We start from the raw sequence: 22,671 nt of genomic DNA, 5'->3' as shown, positions 1-22,671 counted from the left end.
CTATTTCGCTTTGGCGAACAGCGTCAGCATACGTGCCGACTCCAGCACCAGGGCCTCCCGGCCGGCCTTGATGTACTTCCGGGAATCCACCACTGCGGGGTTGGCAGCGAGGTACTCACGGACGGCGCGGGTGAAGAACCCGTTCAAATGTGTGGATACGTTGATCTTAGTCATACCAGCGCCGATAGCGGATACGAGCATCTCATCTGTGACACCGGATGAGCCATGAAGAACCAGTGGTTTTCCAACGGCGGACTTCAGGCGGGTGATCAGGTGCAGGTCCAGCGCTGCGCTGCGTTCCGTCATGGCGTGGGACGAACCGACGGCCACAGCGAGTGCGTCCACTTCCGTGGCCTCAACGAAATCCCGGGCCTCGGACGGGTCGGTCCTGACACCCGGTGCATGGGCTCCGTCCTTGCCTCCAACTTTTCCGAGCTCGGCCTCAACGTACACACCGCGCTCGTGCGCGTATTTGGCGACGCGGCGCGTGACCTCAACGTTCCACTCATAAGGCAAGTGGGCGCCGTCGTACATCACGGAACCGAACCCGAGGTCGACGGCGGCGAGCGCCAGGTCTTCGGACTCGGCGTGGTCGAGGTGGAGGGCCACCGGCACGGAGGCCGAACGCGCGATCGCAAGCGCTGCGGACGCGATGGGTTCCAGGCCGCCGTGGTACTTGGCGCAGTTCTCGGAGATTTGGAGAATCAGCGGAACCCCGGCGGCCTCGGCACCTCCCACCAGGCCCTCCGCAGTTTCAATGTGGATGACATTGAACGCGCCTTGGCCGGTGCCGGCGGCAGCTGCCTTGTCCATCAGTTCCCGCGTGTTGACCAGGGTCACCGGGTCTCCTTCCATGTCACGATCAGTTGGTCCTGCAGTTCCTGGTACCGCGGCGAGATCTCGCCTGCTGCCGGCATGAGCACGGCTGCTGCGGACCAGGCGGTGGCACGGCGAAGAATCTCGCGCGGCTCGGTGATGCCTTCGGCGAGCGCGACGGCGGCAGCCGCCACACCGGCGTCGCCCGCCCCTGTGGGGTTGCCGCTGAGCGACTCAGGCAAGCGCGCACTCCAATAACCGCCGGGGGCGGCGTGGTCGAAGGCGAGCATGCCGTCCGCTCCGGCGCTCACCAGCACAGTGCGGGCGCCCATGTCGATCAAAGAGAGGGCCGCTGCCTGCAGGCTGGACTCCCCCGTGGCTTCGGCGAGTTCATGGTGGTTCGGCTTGAGGATGTCCGCGCCGGCCTTGGCTGCGGCGATGATCCCGGGACCGGAGGTATCGATGATGGCGGGAATGCCGGCGTCGTGAGCCAGACGGACCAGCTCCGGGTAGAAGTCAGCGGGAGCGCCGGGAGGCAGGCTGCCGGAACCGACCAGCACGGAGGCGGGGAGATTGCGGTTTCCGGTGACGGCTTCAGCGACGGCGGTTCGCAACGACCGCCACTCATCGGGAAGCAGCGCCTGGCCTTCCTCGTTGAAGATGGACGTTTCGCCGCCCACGGTGTCCACCAGGGCAATGCTGCGGCGCGTCTCCGCAGCGACCCCCACCAGGATGTGCGGCACGCCGCTGGTCCAAAGTTCGGCGGCCAGGGTCTGGCCGGCGGCACCGCCTGTGGGCGCTATGGCCAGCACCGGGTATCCGAGTTGGTGCGTCACACGGGCAACGTTGATGCCTTTGCCCCCGGCACGGCTGATGGGAGTGGGGACGCGGTGGCTGGCGCCTTCAGTGATGCCGTGGACGGTGTACGTCATGTCGATGGCAGGGTTCGGCGTGACTGTGATGATGCGGTTCACGTTGGCTCGCTTCATTGTCCGGCTCCCAGCAGCTTGCGTGCGTTGTGGGCGGCACCGAGCAGGCCTGCGTCCTGACCCAGCTGGGCACGGATCAGATGGGGGCGGCGTTGGAAATCCAGGGTCTGGTCAACCCGGGCGCGCAGGGGCTGCAGGAGGTCCTCACCGGCCTCGGCGAGGCCTCCACCGATCACCACCGCTTCGGTGCCGATGATGTTGACGCATTGGCAGATGGTGAAGGCGAGCGCGTCCATCGCCTCTGCCCATACGCGTTCCGCCAGGGCGTCGCCGGACTTTGCCCTGAGCAGCACGCTGCGGGCGCCGTTGACCTTGTTTCCAGATTTCAGGTGGTAGCGCTTTGCGATGGCCCCGGCTGAACCGACGGCTTCCAGGATGGTGGCTGCGGTGCCGCCGGGACCGGCGTCGGGATCCGGAACCTGCGCGTGGCCGAGTTCGCCGGCGAAACCCCCGGCAGTAACGGCTTTGCCTCCGGAGAAGACTGCGGCCGCGATGCCGGTGCCCACCACCATGACCACAACGTCGCTGAACTCCCTGGAGCCTCCCAGCGCGTGCTCAACGGCAGCGGCGGAGCGGACGTCGTGGTCGAAGGCCACCGGAATCCCGAGACGCCTTTCGGCTTCGGCCGTGAAGGGAAAGTTCCGCCATCCGAGGTTGGCCGAGTAAACGCCCACCCCTGCCACCGAGTCGACAATGCCGGGGACGATGATTCCGGCGGCTTTGGCAGGGGTGCCCGGGAACTCGGCAGCCAGCTCGGCGGCGAGCTCTGCCAGCCGCTCAACGACGGCTTCGCCAGGACGTGCCGGGTCCAGTGGCGTGGGGACGCGGCGCATACCCAGCACCACGCCCTTGACATCCACCAAACCAGCTTTGATGTCGGTCCCGCCAACATCGAATGACAGCACCGGTGATTCTGCGGCTCCGAGAACCATGACGTGTACCTAGGCGGAGGCGTCGAGAATGACCGAGCGGGTCAGGTTGCGCGGCAGGTCCGGGTTCAAGCCACGGACCCGTGCACGCTCGAGGGTGACCTTATGGACCCGGGCGAGCTCGGCCAGGGGGTGCTTGTCCGTGTGGAGGTAGAGGGCGCCGGTGGCGGCCATGTCCTGGTCCAGTCCTTCGGGCTGGGTGCCAAACAACCAGGTAACCCGGCCGGGAGCGGCGATGGAGATCGGACCGTGGCGGTATTCCATGGCCGGGTAGGACTCGGTCCAGCCTTGGACGGCTTCGCGCATCTTGAGGCCGGCCTCGTGGGCCAGCCCTACCGTCCATCCCGTGCCGAGGAAAGTGAATTGCTCGGCGTCCAGGAGTTCCTGCGGGACCGGAGCGGACACGGCGTCGCGGGCATCGGCGATGGCCTGCTGCACGTCGATGTCGAGGCTGGTCAGCATGTACACCAGCGCGGTGGTGGCGAAACGGGTCTGCACCACGGAGCGCTCGTCGGCATACTGGAGGCCGATCACGGTGTCGGCCAGTTCGATGATGGGCGAGGTGGTGTCTCCGATGATCGCGACGGTGGGGACGATGCCCTTCAGCGCGGCGAGGATCTCCAGCACTTCGGTGGTGGTGCCGGAGCGCGTGATGGCCACGACGGCGTCGTACTGACGGTCCGCACTGTTGCTGTTAAGGAAAGCCTCGGAGGCCGCAAAGGCGTCCGTGACCCCTTTGCCTGCGGATTCGCGGGCAGCTGCGTAGCTTTGGGCCATGAACCATGACGTGCCGCAGCCAATGACGGCGATGCGTTTTCCATCTGCGGGAAGCAGGTCTTCGCTGCGGGCCTGCTCAACGGCGCGCTGCCATACGACAGGCTGGGAAACCAGCTCTTCCTCCATGAAGGCACCCAGTATGTTCTCGCTCATCGTGTGTTTCGCTCCCGCTCAAGTAATGACGTTTTTTGATCTATAGAAACACTAAACGATCATTTTCGATCTCACAAGGATCATCTACTGGAGAAGACTGCTCATTTGCCGCTCATGACGGAAGAGGTCCCACCCACGCCGCAATCATGTTCTTGCGTGTGCTTTTAAGTTAACTACCTGTTAACTCTTGTCATGTTCTTGTTCGTGCAGCAGGCTTGGATGAGTCCGCAAGAAAGTGATTATTACTCACTCGGAATAATCAATAAGGAGCATCATGCCCCGCTTATCATCCCCAAGACGCCTCGCCTCGTTGAGTTTGGCCTGTGTCGTCGCCTCATCATCGCTGGGCTTGATAGCCATCCAGCCCGCCACCGCAAGCCCCCTGGTCCTGCCCGCCGAGCTCGTCGGCGCCGCCGAAGCCGCCACCATCACCTCCGGCAGCCTCGCCGTGGACATCGCCACCACCTTCCCCCAAGTCCTCGGCTACACCGACACCGCCACCAAGGCCCGCCTCGACGGCACCCCGGCCCGGTTGAACACCATCACCCTCAACGGAGTGGAGTTCAATGTCAGCGGAACGTCCACGGCCTCCGGAAAGGATGCCCGGGATTACGTCCTCACCGTGCCCGACTTCGGCAACACCGTGATCAAGGCGCGGCTCTCCGTCAAGAAGAATGTGGTGTCCTTCAACGTCACGGAAATCAAGGACTCCGCGGACCACCTCGTGAAGACCCTTCAACTCCCCCGGCTGAACCTGGTCACTGTAGGTTCCACCCAGGCCGGGGCCCAGATCTCCACAGCCAATCTGTCCGTCGACCGAAGCGTCAGCGGAGACGAATTCACGCCCGTTACTGCAGCTACGCCCCTGGATACTGCACCCAAAAGCTCCGCGTACGCGCTGGCCAACACCGCCGCACTGGGTGCCGCCGTCGAATCAAACGCCCTCTACGACACTTCCTCCGGCCCGGGAGCGAAAGACAAGGGACGCTTCTGGCGCCAGGCCGTCAGCGACGGCGCCGGCGGGGTGGCCATGGGCATCGCCAGCGGCCAGTGGCTGTACCGTGCCGATGGTTCCACCACTACGGAGGAACTTCCCTGGACCCGGGTTGCCATCACCACCGATGCGAATGCCGATGGCGGCGTGGATTGGCAGGATGCGGCCATCGCCATGAGATCCATCCAGGTGTCCGCCAACAAGGGCGAACAGACCCCGGACAACGTGGTCACCCATATCCCCTTCAACTTCGCCTCACAAGCAACCCACCCGTTCCTCCGCACTCTGGACGATGTCAAACGCATCTCCCTGGCAACGGACGGACTGGGCCAGGTGGCCATGCTCAAGGGCTACACCAGCGAAGGCCACGACTCGGCCAACACCGACTACGGAAACAACTTCAACACCCGTGCAGGCGGCCTGGAGGACCTCAACACTTTGGTGAAGGAGGGCAAAGACTGGAACGCCAGCTTCGGCGTCCACATCAACGCCACAGAGATCTACCCCGAAGCGAAGTCCTTCAGCGAAGACCTGTTGCGCGCCGACAAGGGACTCGGCTGGAACTGGCTGGACCAGTCGTACTACATCAACCAGCGCCAGGACATCAACTCCGGCAAGCTCGCCCAGCGCATCAAAGAACTCCGCGAAGCCACGGACAAAAACCTGGACTTCGTGTACGTGGACGTCTACTACGAGTTCGGCTGGCTTGCCGAGAAGCTGCAGCAGGAACTGGTCAAGAACGGCTTCCGTGTCGGCTCGGAGTGGGCCGACCATCTGTCCCGCAACAACACGTGGTCCCACTGGGCCAACGATGAGAAGTACGGTGGCTCCACCAACAAAGGCGTCAACTCCCAGATCCTGCGCTTCATCAACAACACCCAATCAGACGTGTGGAACCCGGACCCCAAGCTCGGCGTGAGCCACATCGTGGAGTTTGAAGGCTGGACCGGGCAGAACGACTTCAACGCCTTCAGTGAGAACGTCTGGACAGCCAACCTCCCGGCGAAGTTCCTGCAGCACCACCAGATCACCAAATGGACACCAGACCGGATCGACCTCGCCGATGCCGTGGCCGTCACCGGAAACACCGCGGAAGAACGCAACATCACCGTCGCCGGAACCTCCGTGCTGCAAGGCGGAAGCTACCTGCTGCCGTGGTCCTCCAAGGAAAACGGCAAGGCCGACAAGCTCTACCACTACAACCCCGCCGGTGGCGCCAGCACCTGGACGCTCACCGAGGAATTCGCCAAGTCAACATCGCTGGAAATGTTCAAGCTGACCGATAACGGACGCGTGAAGTTCGCTGATGTACCGGTAGTCAACGGCCAGGTCACCGTCACCGCTGACCCGAAGCAGCCCTACGTTCTCACGAGCAAGAACAACGCGCTCCCCAAGAAGGCGGACTTCGGCGAAGGCACAGCCTTCAACGATCCCGGTTTCAACGGCGCCGACCTCTCCCCCTGGAACCCCACGGGCAACGTCACCCAGGTGCGCGACGACAAGGGCCGCCGCTTCGCCGAAATGGGGGCAACGCCGTCGTCGATCAGCCAGGACGTCAAGCTGGACGCCGGAACCCAATCCGTCAGCGCCTGGGTTGAAATCCAACCCGGCAAGGTCCGGCCCACCACCCTCTCTGTCGAGATCAACGGCAAGACCGAAAGCACCACCATCGATTCATCCAACGCGGAAAACTACGTGGCCGGCGACGAGAAGCACGGGACCTCGTTCCAGCGCGTGCGGGTACTGGTGGACGTGCCGCGGAACAACACAAAGGCCACTGTTTCCGTCAAAGCCGCCGACGGCGACGCTACAGTCCGCGTCGACGACTTCAGGGCGGTGAAGACCGCCCGGGTTGCCACCACCGGCGTGCTCAGCGAAGACTTCGAGAACGTGGACCAAGGCTGGGGACCCTTCGTGAAGGGCAACGCCGGCGGCTCAACGGACCCCCGGACTCACATCACCGAGCGCAACGAGCCGTTCACCCAGAAGGGCTGGGACACCAATGTGATCGACGAAGTCCTGGACGGCACATGGTCCCTGATCGCGCACGACGAAAACACCGCCCCTGACGGCGGACCGGGCATGGTGTACCGCACCACCGAGGCGGGCGTTCCGTTCCAGGCCGGCCGCAAGTACAAGGTGTCCTTCGACTACCAGAACTCCAAGGCCGGGCAATACGCCTGGGTTTCCGGCTACGACTCGCAGGCGGGCCCCGCAGTGACGGGCAGCCAGGCCATCGACGCGAAAACCACCACCACGCGGTTCGAGCAGATCCTCGACACCGGCTTCTGCGGTGACTACTTCGTGGGCTTGCAGCGTACCGGCAGCGCCAACGGATCGGACTTCACGCTGGACAACTTCCTGGTGGAGGACCTCGGTGCCTCGGAAGCCGTCCCGGCGTGTGCGCAACTCACCGCCGGGCTTCAAGGCGACGTGGTCCAGCAGGGCAAGGCACAGGACTTCGTCACCACGTTTATCTCCGACGAACCGGCAGCCATCAGCGGCCTCGCCGTTGCGCTTGAGCTCCCCGAGGGATGGACCGCGACACCGTCCACGCCGGCCACGGCAGCAACCCTGCCCGCCGGTGGCACCCTCACCACCACCTGGAAGATCACGGCACCCGCGTCCGCGGACGGCGACTACCCCATCACGGCCAAGGCCAGTTACACCGCCGCAGCATCGGGCAACAACCCGGCAGGCGGCCGGACCATCAGCACCACCACCATTGTCCGGACACTGCCCAAACCGCCGCAGGCCACAGTGTTCGCCAGCGACCACCCATGGGTCAGCGCCACCAACGGCTGGGGCCCAGTTGAAAAGGACCAGTCCAACGGCGGAACCGGGGCCGGCGACGGCACCCCGCTAACGCTGAACGGCACCGTCTACGCGAAGGGTCTCGGCGCACACGCAAACGGCAACATCCGCTACTACCTTGGCGGCTACTGCACCGCCTTTACCGCAACAGTAGGCATTGATGACGCCCAGCCGACGCGGGGCAGCGTGAAGTTCTCCGTGGTGGCTGACGGGACAACCAAGGTAACAACCCCCGTCCTGGGAGCCACCAGCGCTCCCCTGCCGCTCACCGTTGATGTCACCGGCGCCCAGTACGTGGAACTCGTGGCTGACGACGCCGGCGACTCCAACGGCAACGACCACGCCGACTGGGCCGACGCTAGGTTCACGTGCTCGTCCACGTCCCAGGAACCGCCCGCACCCGTCCTGCACGGCACCGTGTTCGCCTCCGACTTGCCCTGGATCGGCAGCATCAACGGTTGGGGTCCAGCGGAAAGGGACCGGGCCAACGGTGAGCAGAACGCCGGTGACGGACCCGCATTGCGGCTTGACGGCGTCGTCTACCCCAAGGGAATCGGCGTCCACGCCGACTCGAAGATCAGCATCGCCACCGAAGCAAAGTGCACCGCCTTCACCGCCGTGGCGGGAGTGGACGACGCGAAGCTGAACAAGGGCCTGCACGGCTCGGTGGTCTTCATCGTGAAGGGAGACGGACGGGAACTGCTGCGGACTCCCGTTCTCAGCGCCGACTCTGCAGCACTTCCCCTCAACGTGGACATCACGGGAGTCCAGAACGTCGAGCTGATCGCCGACAGGAACGGTGACGACGCCGGCGACGACTGGGGTGATTGGGCGGACGCGAAGTTCAGCTGCGCATAGTCCCTTCGCGCAACAGTCTTTCCACGCACCAGTAAAGAAGGGCGGTGTTCCTACCGGAACACCGCCCTTCTTTGCTGTTATCCCTTTGCCGTCATCTCTTTGCTGTGGCGCCTTTACTGTTGTCCTGGAACGCGCACGCCCGCCCGCCACACCGAGTGCGTCAACGGAACTCCGGGACGGTACGCCAGGTGGGTCGCCGACGGTGCCTTCAGCATGTGCAGGTCAGCCCGGTGGCCGACGGCGAGCGAACCCACCGCCCGTTCGCCGTCGACGTCGTTCCCGGACTCCCGGCCCAACGCCAAGGCGCCGCCGTACGTCGCCGCGCGGACGGCCTCGTGGACGCTCAAGTGCATCTGGAGAACCGCTGTGGTGACGCAGAAAGCCATGGACGTGGTGTACGACGTTCCAGGGTTGCAGTTGGCCGCAAGCGCGATCTGCACGCCGGCGTCGATCAATTCACGCCCAGGCGCCAAAGGCTGGCGGGTGGAGAGATCGCAAGCCGGAAGGCAGGTGGCAACCGTGCCCCGTGCTCCCTGGCCTGTAGCGGCGTCCCAGCCGGTCCAGGTTTCCGCGAGGGCTGCGATGTCCTTGTCCGAAAGATAGTTCACGTGGTCCACACTCGCAGCCGCGAACTCCACGGCCAGCGCCACACCCGGCCCCTCGCCGAGCTGGTTGCCGTGGACCCGCAGGCCGAGACCTGCGTTGCGGGCCGCCGTCAGGACGCGACGGGACTGGTCTTCGGTGAAAGCGCCGCGCTCGCAGAAGACGTCTGCCCAGCGGACGTGCGGGAGGACGGCGTCGAGCATGGCACCGCAGACCAGGTCCGTGTACTCCTCAGGGTCCGAACCGGCGGGGACCAGGTGCGCGCCGAGGTACGTGACCTCGTCGACCTCGGCCGCGGCGATCCTGGCGCTGCGGGCTTCGTTGTCCACGTCCAGCCCGTAGCCCGTCTTGCTCTCCAAGTAGGTGGTCCCCTGGGAGACCGCCTCTTTGACCCGGTCCCGCACGAGGCGGCTGAGTTCGTCGTCGCTGACGCTGCGCGTAGCTCCCGTGGTCACGGCGATGCCGCCCGCGCTGTAGCTCTGCCCGGCCATGCGGGCCTCGAACTCGGCGGTGCGGTCCCCCGCGAAGACAAGATGGGAATGCGAATCGACCCAGCCAGGCAGGACGGCGCGGCCTTCGGCGTCGACTTTTTCATCGGCGGCCGGAGCGTCCTGGCGGGACCCGATCCAGGAAATCCGTTCGCCTTCAAAGACGATGGCCGCATCCGTGAGGACCCGGTGCTCCAGGTCCTGGGTCATCAGCTCGCCGATGTTGGTAATGAGTGTGCTGGCTGGTGTGGTTCCGCTCATATGCCTATTGTTCAGCGCCGGATGGACCAACGGGTGGCCGCGAGTTGCTCCGCTGTCCGGGATTCCGGACTCTCCGCCTCGACGGTGCCAAGGATGAGGGCCGCAGCCAATTCAGCGATGGCAGAGGACGTCTGGAAACCGTAGCCGCCCTGTCCGGCCAGCCAGAAGAAGCCGGGTGCTTCGGCGTCGAATCCCACCGCCGGGATGCCGTCGGCGGCCTCGGTCCGCAGGCCGGTCCAAGCGCGGTCCACGGACTGGATGCCCAACGTTGTCACGCTGTTGAGCCTGGAGATGAGGCTTTCAACGTCCCCGGGCTGTGGTTTCGCGTCTTCCGGACCGCTGGGAACGTGCTCTGACGGCGAGATCAACACTTGCTTGCCTTCAGGCCGGAAGTAGAAGGAATCATCCGCCGCGCACACCATGGGCGTTTCCGGCGTCAGCGGATTCCGGACGTTCACGATTGCGGCGGTCCGCCGGAACGGCTGAAGCCCCAGCTTCTCCACGCCGCTGATGACTGCCAGCTCATCTGCCCAGGCACCGGCCGCATTCACCACGACGCCGGACTGGAACCCTTCGGTGCCGGCGCCCACCTGCCAGCCACTCCCCAAGCGCTGGGCCGAATGGACCTTGGCACCGGTGATGATGTCCACGCCTGCGGCCTCTGCGGTGCGCCGGTGTTCGTCGAGCAGCAGTGGAGCATTACATCCGAACGAGCCGTTGTCGAGTCCTGCGGCAGTGAAGGAATCCGGGGCGAGGACAGGGCACAGGTCCATTGCCTCAGCGTGGGTGATCCGGTGCATGTTGCCACTGGCCTCGGCACTCACCGTCTCCTCATCCCCCACCAGCATGAAGCCTCGCGGAGTGAGGATCGGCTCCGTTGCCCGGGTGTCGCGGGCGGCCAGCAATTCCAAGGTCCGGAGAGTCAGCTCCTGCACCACCGGCGGCCCGTAGCTGGGGATCAGTTGACGGGCCGAGCGTGAAGAAGTGTGGAAGGCCAGCGATTGCTCAGCTTCCACCAGAGCTACTGTGCATTTGCCCGCCAATGCCGCCGCCAAGGACAGCCCGGCGATACCGCCGCCAACGATTACCACGTCATAATTCGAAGCCATGGATCCATCCTGTCAGAAGCCCGCCGAACCGCCAGCGATCCTCGCTCACATCCCTCGGGCTTCCCGGGATCGCTCGCTCACTTTCTTGGGAAAAGCGATGGAGGGACGCCTTGAAACCCGAGGGATGTGAGGAAGCGACGGCAGGAAACCCGAGGGGTGTGAGCAAGCGACGGAATTAAGCACGCGGGATGTGAGGAAGCGTTTGGAGGGGTGACCGCGGTGCGACGGTTGACGACGGCCCGAACGCACGCACCGCCGTCGACGTCGCCTGTCCGGGCAGCACCAACTACCAACGCTTACTCACGAAACAGGCCTTTAAACCCCAACGCTCACTCACATAACAGCCCCTTAAACCCCAACGCTCACTCACTTGTTAGAAGGAAGTGAATGAGCGTCGGAACCAAGCACGCGGGACGTGAGCGAGCGTCGGGATCAAGCACGCGGGACGTGAGTGAGCGTCGGAACCAAGCACGCGGGACGTGAGTGAGCGTCGCGGGCAAGCACGCGGGACGTGAAGAAGCGTCGCGGGCAAGCACGCGGGATGTGAGCGAGCGTTGTTAGGCGACGGCGGCGCGGCTCTTGACGAACGCTTGGACGCACGCTTCGACGTCGTCAGCACTGTGCGCGGCCGAAAGCTGCACCCGGATCCGTGCCACGCCCTTCGGCACTACGGGGAAGCTGAAGGCGGTGACGAAGACACCATTGTTGAGCATCTCGTCAGCGATCTTCGCGGCCACCACGGCATCGCCAAACATGACGGGGATGATGGCGTGTTCGCCGTCGAGGAGTTCGAAACCTTCCTCGCTCATGCGGCGGCGGAACAGCGCGGCGTTCTCGAAGAGGCGGGTGCGCAATTCTCCGGATTCCTGGACGAGCTCGATCGCCTTGATGGTGGCCGCAACAATGGCCGGGGCGAGGGAGTTGGAGAACAGGTAAGGGCGGGCTTTCTGGCGCAGCATGGCGACAATTTCGCCGCGGCCGGAAACGTATCCGCCCGAAGCCCCGCCGAGGGCCTTGCCGAAGGTTCCCGTGTAGATGTCGACGCGCTCGGAGACTCCGGCGTGCTCCGGCGTGCCGGCGCCGGTGGGGCCCATGAAACCGACGGCGTGGGAGTCGTCAACCATGACCAGGGCGTCGTGCTTCTCGGCGAGATCGCAGATGGCTTCCAGCGGAGCGAGGTACCCGTCCATGGAAAACACGCCATCGGTGACGATGATCTTGCGGCGTGAGCCCTCGGCTTCGACCAGCTTGGCTTCAAGGTCTGCCATGTCCTGGTTGGCGTAGCGGAACCGCTTGGCCTTGCTCAGGCGGATGCCGTCAATGATGGACGCATGGTTCAGCGAGTCCGAGATGATGGCATCCTCGGGGCCGAACAGGGACTCAAAGACACCGCCGTTGGCGTCGAAGCAGCTGGAGAACAGGATTGTGTCCTCCGTGCCGAGGAATTTCGATACACGTGCCTCAAGTTCCAGGTGGAGGTCCTGGGTGCCGCAGATGAACCGAACGGAAGCCATGCCGAAGCCACGCTCGTCCATGGCGGACTTGGCGGCGGCGATGATGTCCGGGTGGTCGGCCAGGCCCAGGTAGTTGTTGGCGCAGAAGTTCAGGACCTTGTTGGCCGGCTGGCCGAGCTGGCCGGCGGCGATGTGGCTTGCCTGCGGGGAATCGATGTGGCGTTCGGTCTTGAAGAGGCCGGCGGTGCGGATCTCGTCGAGTTCGCCCTGCAGCTGGTCTTTGATGGCTGAATACATGGGTGCTCCTAAGTCTTTGGCGGTCCGGGTTGCAGTTCGGTCCGGGTGGCGGTTCGGTCCGGTTTACAGTTCGGTCCAGTCAAGGACCACTTTGCCGCCGGTGCCGTTGCGGGCGATTTCGAAGCCCTTTTCCCAGTCGGCTGCGGACAGCTTGTCGGTGACGACGGCGGAGATGCTGCGGTGCAGCACGGGGTTGGACGAGAGCATGGCGCTCATGGCGTACCAGGTCTCGAACATCTCGCGACCGTAAATTCCCTTGAGCGTCAGCATGTGGGTGACAACCTTGCCCCAGTCGATGTCGATGGACTGGCTGGGAAGGCCGAGCATGGCGATGCGTCCGCCGTGGTTCATGTTGTCGATCATCTCAGGCAGTGCCGTGGGGTGTCCCGACATTTCAAGACCGATATCAAAGCCTTCGCGCATGCCCAGTTCCTGCTGTGCCTCGCGGACGCGCATCTTGGAAACGTCGACGGCGAGGTCCACGCCCATCTGCCGCGCGAGTTCCAGGCGCGGTGCGGAGACGTCGGTGATGGCGATCTTGCGTGCACCGGCGTGCCGGGCCACAGCGATGGCCATCAGCCCGATCGGGCCGGCGCCGGTGATGAGCACGTCTTCGCCGACCAGCGGGAAGCTCAAGGCGGTGTGGACGGCATTGCCGAAGGGGTCGAAGATGGCGCCGAGCTCAGGGGTGACGGATTCGTCATGGTGGACCCAGACGTTCGTCTCCGGGATCACGACGTATTCGGCGAACGCGCCATCGCGCTGCACGCCCACGGAGACCGTGTGGATGCACATCTGGCGGCGTCCGGCGCGGCAGTTGCGGCAGATTCCGCATACTACGTGCCCTTCGCCGGAGACGCGGTCGCCGACCTTGACGTCGCGGACGTCCTCGCCGACTTCAACCACTTCACCGTAGAACTCGTGGCCTGCGATCAAGGGGGTTTCGATGATGCTCTGCGCCCAGGCGTCCCAGCTCTGGATGTGGAGGTCCGTGCCGCAGATTCCGGTGGTCATCACGCGGATCTTGACGTCGCTTGCGCCCGCTTCAGGTTCCGGACGGTCGACGAGATCGAAACCGGCGTGGGGTCCGGATTTGTAGAGAGCCTTCATGGGATTCCTCACTGCTGGGGCTGCTTCACTGCTGCTGAGTCCATTGAAGCCCCGGCAACGATTTAGCACAACTAGATTCTTCTCAATCAACGATTTAGGATTTGCTAATGGAAATTCATCAGCTGCAGATGCTCCGCGAACTCGGCGACCTGGGCAGCGTCAAGGCGGTAGCAGAGACACTCATGGTCACTCCTTCGGCCGTGTCGCAACAGCTCGCCCTGCTCCAAAGGTCCGTGGACGTGCCGTTGACACGGAAGGAGGGCCGCGCCCTGGTCCTGACCGACGCGGGCCGCGTGCTCGCCGAGGCGGGCGCCGCCGTCGTAAATGCCATGGCAGACGCGCGGGCAGCGATCGGCGCGTATCACGATGCTCCCGACGCGCCGGTCAGCGTGAGCGCCTTCCACAGCGCAGGGCAGGCGCTGTTCGCGCCGCTGGCAGCGCTGTTGGCGTCCGACGGCGGGAACTCGCCTCGCCTGCGCCTCGCCGACGAGGACGTGGCGCAGGAGGATTTCCCGGGGTTGGCAGCACGGTACGACCTGGTTTTGGCGCATCGCATGGACAACAGCCCGCAATGGCCGGAGGACAAAGTCGCGGTGATCCCACTGGCCGACGAGCCGCTGGACATCGCGCTTCCGGCGGATCACCCACTCGCATCCCGCCGCGAACTGGAGCCTTCCGACGTCGTGGATGAACCCTGGGTGACCAGCCGCGACGGTTACTCCCCCGCAGACGTGCTCGCCGCCGTCGTTGCCGTGAGCGGGAGGCCTGCGGAGGTCCTGCACCGCATCAACGACTACTCAACCGTGGCCGCGCTCGTCTCGGCCGGCGGCGCGATCGGGCTGCTCCCGCGCTTCACGGCCCGGCGTGTCCTGGACGCCGGCGTGGTGCTGCGCCCGTTGTCCGGCGTGAACTCGGTGCGCAAAATCGACATCCTGGCCCGTCCGGAGACGCTTAAACGGAAATCGGTCATGACGGTTTGCGAGTCACTTCAAACCGTCATGACCGGGCTTTCCTCACCCCGCTAGGTCAGTCGCGGACCAAAGCGGGCTGGCCGGCGTCGAAGTAGGCCACCAGCTCGGCCGGGAGTTCCGGCACCTCTCGCGCTGAGCCGTCGCCCCGCAGCGATTCTGCCGCGAGGATGCCTGCAACCACCGCCTGCCGTGCAGCAATGGGGCTGGTTTGCGTCTGCCCGCCCTCCGACGCGAAGCGGAGGAACTCCTTGATCAGGCGCGGGTCGGCGCCGCCGTGGCCGCCCTCGCCGTCCTGGATGGTGATGACCTCATCCGGTGCCGCATATCCCGACGTCCGGGAACTCCACACATTGATGGTTTCTCCCGGTCCATCGCCCAGGTTCTCGATCCGGCCCTTGGTTCCGATGATCGTGTAATTGCGCCAGTAATCCGGGGTGAAGTGGCACTGCTGGTAGGAGGCCAGCACACCGTTGTCCAGGACCATGTTCATCATGGAAATGTCCTCGACGTCGATCACTTCCGCCAGATCCTTCTGCTCCGTCGGCGGCCAGTTGTCCAGGGAGAACCAGTCCCCCATGCGTTTGCCGGTGTTGTCGGCACGGTTGGCGACATCACCATAGACAGCCAGATCTCCGACGGCGGCAACCCGCTTGGTGTAGCCACCGGCGAGCCAGTGGATGACGTCGATGTCGTGGGCGCCCTTTTGAAGCAGGAGGGACGTGACGTTGGCGCGCTGGGCGTGCCAGTCCTTGAAGTAGTAGTCCCCGCCGTGGCCGACGAAGTGGCGGCACCAGACCGCTTTGACGTCCCCGATCCTGCCTTCCTCGATGAGTTGGCGCATCTGTACTACCACCGGCATGTGGCGCATGTTGTGGCCGACGTACAGGCGTGTGCCGGTTTCGAAAGCCGTGCTGAGGATCAGGTCCGCGGCCTCAACCGTGATGTCGAGCGGCTTTTCGCAGAAGGTGGGGATGCCCGCCTTGAGCGTCCGGACCGCGACGGCGGCGTGCTGGCTATCGGGGGTCAGGACCAGTACGGCGTCCAGGCCGCTGGCCAGCAGTTCATCGAGGTCGGCAGTCATGCGGGCTGTGGGAATGCGCTGGGCAGCATCGGCCCTGCCGCGTTCACTGAGGTCGCAGATGATGGTGACCTCGGAGCCGTTGCCGGGTTTGTGGGCGTGCTTCCACAACCCCGAACGCAGGCCGAATCCTACGATTCCGACCTTCAAATCCTTATCCATGGTGTGCATTTTCCTTCTGCTGTTTCTTAGTAAAGTCTGGTGGCGGTGCTGCGGTGGGGCGCCGATTCGCGGACGAACAGATGCCAGGGGAAGTCGAGGACGGCGGGCTCGTCGTGTTCGCCGTGGCTGGCAGCACGCTTCAAGAGCCGCCGGGCGAGCTTGTCGAAGAAGTCCACGGGACCAACGGTGCTGAGCGAGGGCGACATCCGCTCACCCTCCACTGTGTTGCCGACACCGATGATGTCCACATCCACGCCGACCCCGAGCCCCAGGCGCTGTGCTGCATTGATGGCACTGACCGCCGCGTAGTCCGTGGTGGCGTAGATGGCGGTGGGACGGTCCGGCAGGCTGAGGAGCCGGGTGGCAGCGGCATAGGCACTGGCTGTGGTCCCATCGAAGAGCCCCACATAGTCCTGCCGCTCCGGGATGCCGGCCGAGGCCAAGGCTTCCGAGTAGGCCCGGTACCGCGATCCGCCGGAGGTGCCCGCCGCCATTGCCGGAGTCAGGCAAGCGATCTGCCGGTGGCCGTGGAGCAGGTGCTCCACGGCCATCCGGCAGCCGGGGCCGGCAATGGAACGGATGACATCGAAGCCGTCCGCTTCCAGAACCTCGTCGAAAACCACCAGGGTGGTCCCGCGTTCCGCGAGTTTGCGCAGGTCATCGCGCTGGTTCTCGCGGACAGCATCGACGAACACCGCGTCTGCGTTGTGCGTGCCGAGTACTTTGACCCAGTCAGCATCGCCGAGGATCATCGGCGTGATTCCCAGCGGGACCGCGGCCTTCTGCACGGCTTCGATGACGGACAACGACCAAGGATCGGAGAGCATGGTCAGCGACAGGATCACGGTGTTCGTGCGGCCCGTCCGGATGGCCCGGGCCGCCTGGTTGGGGCGGTAGCCGAGCCGCTCGGCAGCAGCCTTGACCTTTTCCGCCGTCGGATCCGAAACGCCTGGTCCGCCGTCACCGCGCCGCCCTGACAACACATAGGACACCGTGGCGGTGGAGACGCCGGCCAGTTCGGCCACCATTCGAATGGTGGGCCTTACTCCGGTGCTGCTCGCTTTTGCCATGGTTCCCCCTGATTGTTCGCTGATCTCTGGTCACGCCATTCTGTGTCGAGGCTAGCTCCTGAACCGGCCTAGCTTCGGAAGACTGGCGCGTTGGGGTCCAACGCGGCCTGGTACTCATCGCGCATCTTGTCCCCGCCTTCGCTCTTCCAGCGCTTGACCGCGTCCTTGAGCTCGTCGATCTTCGCCCGGCCTGTGATGATGTCCACCACTTTGTCGCGCAGCTGCTTGGTGATCTTGGCACCCACCTTGGCGTTGGTGTCCGAGTAGGAACCGTTGGTGGGGTTGCGCCAGGCGAACTCGAGGAGTTTCTCCTCCTGCTGGCTGACGTAGCGGGTGTCGTCGTCGAATCCGGGGTTGAAGATGACGTTTTCCGGGCTGGACATGATGTTCAACGCCGACACCAGGCCGGGTGCGTTGGTGGTCCCTGTTTCCGTGCGGACCGGGTTGCCGGCGGCATCGATGGTGTAGTCCTGGCCGAGCTCGCCGAAGTTCTTCTGCATGTACTCGACGGTGCCGAAGGGTGCGGAGAGGTAGTTGATGAGTGCCAGCAGTTCGCGGATCCTGCCTTCGTCGGCCTTCTTGAACGGGGTGAATCCAACCGTGCCGTAGCCCATGTCATAGACAGGCTTGACCTTGCCGTCGGCGCTGAAGGGGATCAGGATGTCGAACTGTACGTCCTTGTTCAGCGCACGGTAGCTGCGGATGTCGTGTGGACCCACGACAACCTGCGCCGCCACGCTGCCGTTGGCCACGCGGGAACGGATGTCAGTGGCCTTGGAGTCCGGGTAGAAGACTCCTGCTGCGAACATTTTGGCGGTGAACTCGACGCCGGCCAGGTATTCGTCGGTCTCGTACAGGTGCGTCAGGGTACGGTCCTTGTTGACGGCCCAGCTGTTCGGGGCGCCGAACCACTCAGTCACCATGTGCAGGGCGTTGATGTAGGCCGGTTCCAGGGCGTATTGCTGGTCCCCCGGTCGCGTCAATTCCTTGGCTTTGTCCAGGAATTCATCGGCGTTGGCCGCTTCAAAGCCGCCCACTTTCGACCAGACATCGTGGTTGCCTACGTATACCTGTCCGAACGGGGTGCTCGGGATGGGCGCTCCCCAGATCTTGCCGTTCACGACGGCGGTCTTCCAGGAATCGGGCTTCAGCGCGGCCAGGTTGGGGTACTCAAGGACTGCGTCGCCGGAGAGGTACGGCGTCAGGTCCTGGAACTTGGCTTCAAGCATGGGACCGACGTTGGGAATGCCCTGGTTCGGCGGAACCCACATCATGTCCGGGAGATCGTTGCTGGCTAGGACGGTAGCGAACTTCGCAGGGTAGCCGTCTCCGATGTCTTCGGCGATCTGCAGTTCCAGGTCCCCGCCGAGCTTGGTGTTGAGCCGCTGCCAGAAAGGATTGTCCTTCAGGCCGGGGCTCATGGTGTCGAAGGTTTCGGTCAAGCCGGTGACCTTGCCCTTGAGCGGCGGCGTCTTCACGGACTGCACGGCTGTGGGCAGCTTAAAGTAACCGGACTGCAGGCCCTTGGCGTTGCCGGCGATGTCCGGGGTGACGCCGGTGAATTCCTTGTAGGTGGGCAACTTGACCGAAGCGGAGGCAGCGGCGCCTCCGTTGCCGCCGGCTCCGCCGCCACCGCAGGCGGACAATCCTGCTGCGGTCACGGCCAGGCCCGCTAGGCCAAGGAAACCGCGGCGGCTGAATCCAGCCTGTGAGGAAGTGCTCGTCATGGCATAACCCTTTCTGGTTATTTGCTTCATGGTGTGGGTTTCAGTTCTTTCGGGCGCCGCGGGTGCGGGTTAGCCCTTGACGGCGCCGGTGATGACGCCCTTGGCAAAGTGCTTTTGGAGGAACGGGTAGACCATCAGGATGGGAACCAGGGCTACGACCACCACTGCCATTTGGATGGACTGCGGCGGAGGGGTTGTAGTGATGCCGAGCTGGTCGGCCGCCCCGCTCCCCTGGACCACGAAGTTGCGGAGCAACAGTTGGATTGGCCATTTGCTGTGGTCGTTGATGTAGAGGAGGGCGTTGAAGAATGAGTTCCAGAAGCCCACCGCGTAGAAGAGGCCGACGACGGCGATCACGGCTTTGGAGAGCGGCATCACGATGCGCCACAGTATTTGCCAGTCGTTGGCGCCGTCGATCCTGGCACTTTCGATCAGTTCGCCCGGAATGTTCATGAAGAACGAGCGCATCACCACAAAGTTGAAGGCTCCAAAGATGCCCGGAAGGATCAGCGACCACAGGGAGTCCAGCAGGCCGAGTTGACGGATCATCAGGAACGACGGGATCAGTCCCGGTGCGAAGAGCAGCGTGAAGAGCACTGCCAGGATGACGGGCCTGCCGAAGAGGACCGAACGGCTGGTGGCATAGGCCATGGTGATGGTCACGAACAGCGCCAGAATGGTGCCGACCGCGGTGATCAGCACGCTGACCCCAAGGGATTGCAGGACCATGGGGCCCTTGAAGATGGTGGCGTAGGCCTCCAGCGTGGGGCGTTCAGGCCACAAGACGAAGCCTCCTGCCTTGACCAACTGCTCCGTATCGGCCAGGGACGTTGAGACCACCAGCAGGATGGGAGTGAGGATGGACAAGCTGAACACGACCAGGACCACTGCCTTGACCGTTTGGTACAGCGCAGATGGCTTTTCTTTCCACACCGGGCGCTTGGGGTTGTACGTCAGTTCCCGGGGTTTCTTGCTAAACAATGGTGTTGCCATGAAATTCTCCTTGTGCGGCAGCCCCGCGGGCTGGCATGACTTTCAGCGCGCTTGTTTTGCGAAGATTCCGTCTTCGCCAAAGCGGTGGGCAAGTTTGTTGGCTCCGTAGATCAGCAGGGCACTGACAACGCCCTTGGCCAAGCCGGCAGCAGCACCCGAGCTCCACCCGCCACCCACTACGCCGGTGTAGTAGGTGAAGGTGTCCAGGACCTCGGCCGCGCCGGCTCCGACGGCGTCCCGTTGCAGGATGAACTGCTCGAATCCGACCGAGAGGATGTCGCCGATGCGCAGGATGAGGAGCAGCACGATCACGGGGCGCAGGCCGGGGAGGGTAATGTGCCACATCCTCCGCCACCTGCCGGCACCGTCGGCGGCGGCGGCTTCATACAGCGAGGCATCGATGCTGGCCAGGGCTGCGAGGAAGATGATCATTGCCCAGCCGGCGTCCTTCCAGATCATCTGGACCACGACCATCACGGGGAAGGTCTCCGGGTTGGTCATGAAGGGAATGGGCTCCATGCCCCAGTCACGGAGCAGGTTGTTGACGAAGCCGGCCCCGCCCAGCATCTGCTGGAAGAACGCGATAACCAGTACCCAGGACAGGAAGTGCGGGAGGTACGCGATGCTTTGGAAAACCTTCCGGACCCGCGTGCTGACGAGCGAATCCACAATCAGGGCCAGTACCAGCGGCACCGGGAAGAGGAAGACCAACTGCCAGGCCGCCAGGTACAGGGTGTTCCAGAAGGCGTGGATGAAATCGGGGTTGCCGAACAGGTCCACGAAGTTCTGCCAGCCCACCCAGAGGCTGTCCCCGATGCCGAGGTATGGCTGGTAGTCCTGGAAGGCGATGACGTTGCCAAGGATGGGGATGTAGAAGAAGAGCAGAAGGAAGAGCACTCCCGGGACCATCATGAGCAGCATCTGTTTGTCCCGCCTCAGCCGGGACCGGAAGCTCTGCTGCGGGACCTTGTTCCTTTTCCGCTTCTTCGCACCGGCTCCGGCGGTCTTTCCACCTGCCCGGGCGGGGACTCGGCGAGCTTCGGGCAATGCCGGAGCCTGTTTCGTCGTCGAGTTCATGCTGTCTCCTCAAGTGTTGAGCGAAAGCCATCAATGTGATTCAAGCCACGCTCGTTAACCGTTTAACAAACCATAAGTGACGCCTGTCTCTTTTTGCAAGATCATGATCGAAACAGCTCGCAGAAATCAGCTTTCATCATTTTCGACGGCAGGTAGGTGCCAGTAGGATGTGTTGAGCGGGGCGCGCGGCGGGAAGCCCGCGCCGCGTGGAACAAAGCCGCGTGGAACAAAGGAGATGGGTGTGGCAGATTGTTGTGCCCCGGGCCCGGGTGCCAGGGATCATTCGACGCCCAAGCTGTCTTTGCCCCTGTCCCAGGCGAGTGGCGCCACCGGCGCGGACACCGGCGTCGCGATATCCGGGCATGGGAAGCCTTCCACCCCCGCGGCCACGGGCGGCGACGTCCAGATTTTGGCGGGGACTTTCGCCATGGGCGACCCGTTCGGAGAAGGCTATGAGGCCGACGGCGAGTCCCCGGTGCACCAGGTTCGGCTGCCTGCTTTCAGGATCAGCGCCACAACCGTCACCAACCAGGAATTCGCGGCATTCATCGATGCCACCGGATACCGCACCGAGTCGGAGATCTTCGGGACATCGGCCGTGTTCCACCTGGCTGTCAAAGCGGACAGGAAGGACATACTCAACAGCGTCGGAAACGTCCCGTGGTGGCTGAATGTCCGCGGCGCCGACTGGGCCCACCCTGCCGGTCCGCTTTCCCACTGGAGCGAAGCCGCGGACCATCCGGTGACCCATGTGTCACACAACGATGCCCTTGCCTACTGCGGATGGGCCGGCCGCCGGTTGCCCACCGAAGCCGAATGGGAGTACGCGGCCCGCGGAGGACTGTCCGGGCAGCGCTACCCCTGGGGCAACGAACTGCACAGTGACGCGCCGGGACAGGCGGCCCACCATTGCAACATCTGGCAAGGCGACTTCCCGGCCCGCAACGACCTCGACGACGGCTATCTCACCACAGCCCCCGCGCGGTCCTTTGCCCCCAACGGCTACGGTCTCTACCAAACCAGCGGGAACGTGTGGGAATGGTGCAGCGACTGGTTCCTGCCCAAGTACTACAAAACGTGCCTGGCACAAGGAACGGTGGAGAACCCGCAAGGGCCTACCATCGGCCGGGGCAAGGTGATGCGGGGCGGCTCGTACCTCTGCCACGACTCCTATTGCAACCGCTACCGCCTGGCCGCACGAAGCTCAAACACACCGGACTCGGCCAGCGCGAACCTCGGCTTCAGGACCGTAGCTCTGTAGCCTGCCTGGGTCCGTGCCCGCGGTGCCCGCCCATGAGACCGTGCCCACCCATGAGGCCGTGCCCACCCTTGATGCCGGCCGGCAGCTCACCGGCGACGATCTTTGTTGCGGTCACGGTGCCGCCGTCCTTGATGCCGCTGATGTGGACCTTGTCACCGGCTTTCAGCTCGGCAGCCGTCACCGACGGCAATGCAGGCTTGCTCTTGCCGTTGCCATTGCCGTTGCCATTGCCGTTGCGGAGCTGCGACACGTCAGCGGGAATCTTGGCGATCCTTGTGTCGGTGTTGATCGCATACCCCTGGGTGAAGCCGTCTTCGCTCTTCACCGTGATGTCGGAGCCACTCACCGAATCAATGGTTCCGGCCTGGGTGAGGACGGTCCGGTAGCTCCCGTCCGGCTGCTTGACGACGTGTTCGCCATGAATGGCCTGGCCCCGGGCCGCCTGGGATGGGGCCGCCTGGGATGGCTTGGCGGAAGCAGAGGAACTTGGCGTGGCTGAAGGTCCCTGCGTCCCTGAAGGGCCCTGAGTGCCGGCCCACACGGCAGCGCCTCCGGCGCAGGTCAAGGTGACAGCGATTCCGCCGGCAAGAATGGCCTTCCGAAGGCCCGGTTTGAGAGTGGCCATGCATCCATTGTGCGCCCAAAACAAAGCAGGCCGCAGCATCAACTGCGGCCTGCTT

17 protein-coding genes are annotated in these 22,671 nt (G+C 64.2%); 3 read left to right on the top strand and 14 right to left on the bottom strand.

Annotated features, from left to right (window positions below):
• Genes HMI60_RS11085 through HMI60_RS11070 form a run of 4 tightly spaced genes read right to left on the bottom strand, consistent with a single transcriptional unit; the run spans window position 1 to window position 3,664 of the window.
• Window positions 1-855 (bottom strand): class II fructose-bisphosphate aldolase, encoded by an 855-nt coding sequence (locus tag HMI60_RS11085; protein WP_079581028.1) that lies wholly within the window; start codon window positions 853-855, stop codon window positions 1-3.
• A complete protein-coding gene (locus HMI60_RS11080) occupies window positions 837-1,805 on the bottom strand; it encodes a 1-phosphofructokinase family hexose kinase (RefSeq protein WP_018777443.1) in 969 nt (322 codons plus the stop codon). The genes HMI60_RS11085 and HMI60_RS11080 overlap by 19 nt, the downstream gene beginning before the upstream one ends.
• Window positions 1,802-2,737, bottom strand: a complete 936-nt coding sequence (locus HMI60_RS11075; RefSeq protein WP_193589662.1) for an ROK family protein — start codon at window positions 2,735-2,737, stop codon at window positions 1,802-1,804. The genes HMI60_RS11080 and HMI60_RS11075 overlap by 4 nt, the downstream gene beginning before the upstream one ends.
• Window positions 2,738-2,746: 9 nt before the next feature.
• Window positions 2,747-3,664: an SIS domain-containing protein gene (locus HMI60_RS11070; RefSeq protein ID WP_018777441.1), complete on the bottom strand. Its 918-nt coding sequence runs from the start codon at window positions 3,662-3,664 to the stop codon at window positions 2,747-2,749.
• A gap of 274 nt (window positions 3,665-3,938) precedes the next feature.
• Between HMI60_RS11070 and HMI60_RS11065 the strand changes: the two genes are divergently transcribed.
• The gene (locus HMI60_RS11065; RefSeq protein WP_193589661.1) at window positions 3,939-8,330 is read left to right on the top strand and encodes an endo-alpha-N-acetylgalactosaminidase family protein; all 4,392 of its coding nucleotides are present in this window, start codon (window positions 3,939-3,941) and stop codon (window positions 8,328-8,330) included.
• A 113-nt stretch (window positions 8,331-8,443) separates the two neighbouring features.
• Here HMI60_RS11065 and hutI read toward each other — a convergent pair whose 3' ends face one another.
• From hutI to tdh, 4 genes are all read right to left on the bottom strand, one after another.
• Entirely contained in the window at window positions 8,444-9,682 is a 1,239-nt protein-coding gene (hutI, locus tag HMI60_RS11060) for an imidazolonepropionase (protein ID WP_193589660.1), read from the bottom strand.
• Window positions 9,683-9,693: 11 nt separating this feature from the next.
• The gene (locus HMI60_RS11055) at window positions 9,694-10,791 is read right to left on the bottom strand and encodes an FAD-binding oxidoreductase (RefSeq protein ID WP_193589659.1); all 1,098 of its coding nucleotides are present in this window, start codon (window positions 10,789-10,791) and stop codon (window positions 9,694-9,696) included.
• Window positions 10,792-11,348: 557 nt separating this feature from the next.
• On the bottom strand, window positions 11,349-12,542 hold the full coding sequence (locus tag HMI60_RS11050; RefSeq protein ID WP_055975054.1) for a glycine C-acetyltransferase: 1,194 nt from the start codon (window positions 12,540-12,542) through the stop codon (window positions 11,349-11,351).
• Window positions 12,543-12,605: 63 nt separating this feature from the next.
• Complete coding sequence (gene tdh, locus HMI60_RS11045; protein ID WP_193589658.1) at window positions 12,606-13,652, bottom strand: L-threonine 3-dehydrogenase; 1,047 nt, start codon at window positions 13,650-13,652, stop codon at window positions 12,606-12,608.
• Between the two features lie 107 nt (window positions 13,653-13,759).
• Between tdh and HMI60_RS11040 the strand changes: the two genes are divergently transcribed.
• Complete coding sequence (locus HMI60_RS11040) at window positions 13,760-14,677, top strand: LysR family transcriptional regulator (protein ID WP_018777435.1); 918 nt, start codon at window positions 13,760-13,762, stop codon at window positions 14,675-14,677.
• A gap of 1 nt (window position 14,678) precedes the next feature.
• Here HMI60_RS11040 and HMI60_RS11035 read toward each other — a convergent pair whose 3' ends face one another.
• The 5 genes from HMI60_RS11035 to HMI60_RS11015 form a co-directional block, all read right to left on the bottom strand.
• Complete coding sequence (locus HMI60_RS11035; RefSeq protein ID WP_193589657.1) at window positions 14,679-15,872, bottom strand: Gfo/Idh/MocA family protein; 1,194 nt, start codon at window positions 15,870-15,872, stop codon at window positions 14,679-14,681.
• Between the two features lie 17 nt (window positions 15,873-15,889).
• Entirely contained in the window at window positions 15,890-16,933 is a 1,044-nt protein-coding gene (locus tag HMI60_RS11030) for a LacI family DNA-binding transcriptional regulator (protein WP_189075840.1), read from the bottom strand.
• Between the two features lie 68 nt (window positions 16,934-17,001).
• Complete coding sequence (locus HMI60_RS11025) at window positions 17,002-18,660, bottom strand: hypothetical protein (RefSeq protein ID WP_055975045.1); 1,659 nt, start codon at window positions 18,658-18,660, stop codon at window positions 17,002-17,004.
• A gap of 69 nt (window positions 18,661-18,729) precedes the next feature.
• Window positions 18,730-19,653, bottom strand: a complete 924-nt coding sequence (locus tag HMI60_RS11020; protein ID WP_018777431.1) for a carbohydrate ABC transporter permease — start codon at window positions 19,651-19,653, stop codon at window positions 18,730-18,732.
• Window positions 19,654-19,695: 42 nt separating this feature from the next.
• On the bottom strand, window positions 19,696-20,730 hold the full coding sequence (locus HMI60_RS11015) for a sugar ABC transporter permease (RefSeq protein ID WP_039240427.1): 1,035 nt from the start codon (window positions 20,728-20,730) through the stop codon (window positions 19,696-19,698).
• A gap of 235 nt (window positions 20,731-20,965) precedes the next feature.
• Here HMI60_RS11015 and HMI60_RS11010 point away from each other — a divergent pair, with 235 nt between their 5' ends.
• Window positions 20,966-21,991: a formylglycine-generating enzyme family protein gene (locus HMI60_RS11010; protein ID WP_193589656.1), complete on the top strand. Its 1,026-nt coding sequence runs from the start codon at window positions 20,966-20,968 to the stop codon at window positions 21,989-21,991.
• Here HMI60_RS11010 and HMI60_RS11005 read toward each other — a convergent pair.
• Entirely contained in the window at window positions 21,972-22,616 is a 645-nt protein-coding gene (locus HMI60_RS11005) for a DUF5666 domain-containing protein (protein WP_193589655.1), read from the bottom strand. The two genes, HMI60_RS11010 and HMI60_RS11005, sit on opposite strands and share 20 nt — an antisense overlap.
• Between the last annotated feature and the right edge of the window lie 55 nt (window positions 22,617-22,671).

Origin of the sequence: Paenarthrobacter sp. YJN-D, from assembly GCF_015040335.1 — a bacterium.
In the GTDB taxonomy this organism is placed as follows: Bacteria; Actinomycetota; Actinomycetes; order Actinomycetales; family Micrococcaceae; genus Arthrobacter; species Arthrobacter nicotinovorans.
The sequence above is the reverse complement of the archived record's forward strand: the minus strand, read 5'-3'. Positions and strand labels throughout refer to the sequence as shown.

Bases quoted from the DNA above. Each gene is read 5' to 3' on its own strand.
- HMI60_RS11085 (WP_079581028.1), bottom strand. From the start codon at position 855: ATGGAAGGAGACCCGGTGACCCTGGTCAACACGCGGGAACTGATGGAC.
- HMI60_RS11080 (WP_018777443.1), bottom strand. From the start codon at position 1,805: ATGAAGCGAGCCAACGTGAACCGCATCATCACAGTCACGCCGAACCCT.
- HMI60_RS11075 (WP_193589662.1), bottom strand. From the start codon at position 2,737: ATGGTTCTCGGAGCCGCAGAATCACCGGTGCTGTCATTCGATGTTGGC.
- HMI60_RS11070 (WP_018777441.1), bottom strand. From the start codon at position 3,664: ATGAGCGAGAACATACTGGGTGCCTTCATGGAGGAAGAGCTGGTTTCC.
- HMI60_RS11065 (WP_193589661.1), top strand. From the start codon at position 3,939: ATGCCCCGCTTATCATCCCCAAGACGCCTCGCCTCGTTGAGTTTGGCC.
- hutI (WP_193589660.1), bottom strand. From the start codon at position 9,682: ATGAGCGGAACCACACCAGCCAGCACACTCATTACCAACATCGGCGAG.
- HMI60_RS11055 (WP_193589659.1), bottom strand. From the start codon at position 10,791: ATGGCTTCGAATTATGACGTGGTAATCGTTGGCGGCGGTATCGCCGGG.
- HMI60_RS11050 (WP_055975054.1), bottom strand. From the start codon at position 12,542: ATGTATTCAGCCATCAAAGACCAGCTGCAGGGCGAACTCGACGAGATC.
- tdh (WP_193589658.1), bottom strand. From the start codon at position 13,652: ATGAAGGCTCTCTACAAATCCGGACCCCACGCCGGTTTCGATCTCGTC.
- HMI60_RS11040 (WP_018777435.1), top strand. From the start codon at position 13,760: ATGGAAATTCATCAGCTGCAGATGCTCCGCGAACTCGGCGACCTGGGC.
- HMI60_RS11035 (WP_193589657.1), bottom strand. From the start codon at position 15,872: ATGCACACCATGGATAAGGATTTGAAGGTCGGAATCGTAGGATTCGGC.
- HMI60_RS11030 (WP_189075840.1), bottom strand. From the start codon at position 16,933: ATGGCAAAAGCGAGCAGCACCGGAGTAAGGCCCACCATTCGAATGGTG.
- HMI60_RS11025 (WP_055975045.1), bottom strand. From the start codon at position 18,660: ATGACGAGCACTTCCTCACAGGCTGGATTCAGCCGCCGCGGTTTCCTT.
- HMI60_RS11020 (WP_018777431.1), bottom strand. From the start codon at position 19,653: ATGGCAACACCATTGTTTAGCAAGAAACCCCGGGAACTGACGTACAAC.
- HMI60_RS11015 (WP_039240427.1), bottom strand. From the start codon at position 20,730: ATGAACTCGACGACGAAACAGGCTCCGGCATTGCCCGAAGCTCGCCGA.
- HMI60_RS11010 (WP_193589656.1), top strand. From the start codon at position 20,966: ATGGGTGTGGCAGATTGTTGTGCCCCGGGCCCGGGTGCCAGGGATCAT.
- HMI60_RS11005 (WP_193589655.1), bottom strand. From the start codon at position 22,616: ATGGCCACTCTCAAACCGGGCCTTCGGAAGGCCATTCTTGCCGGCGGA.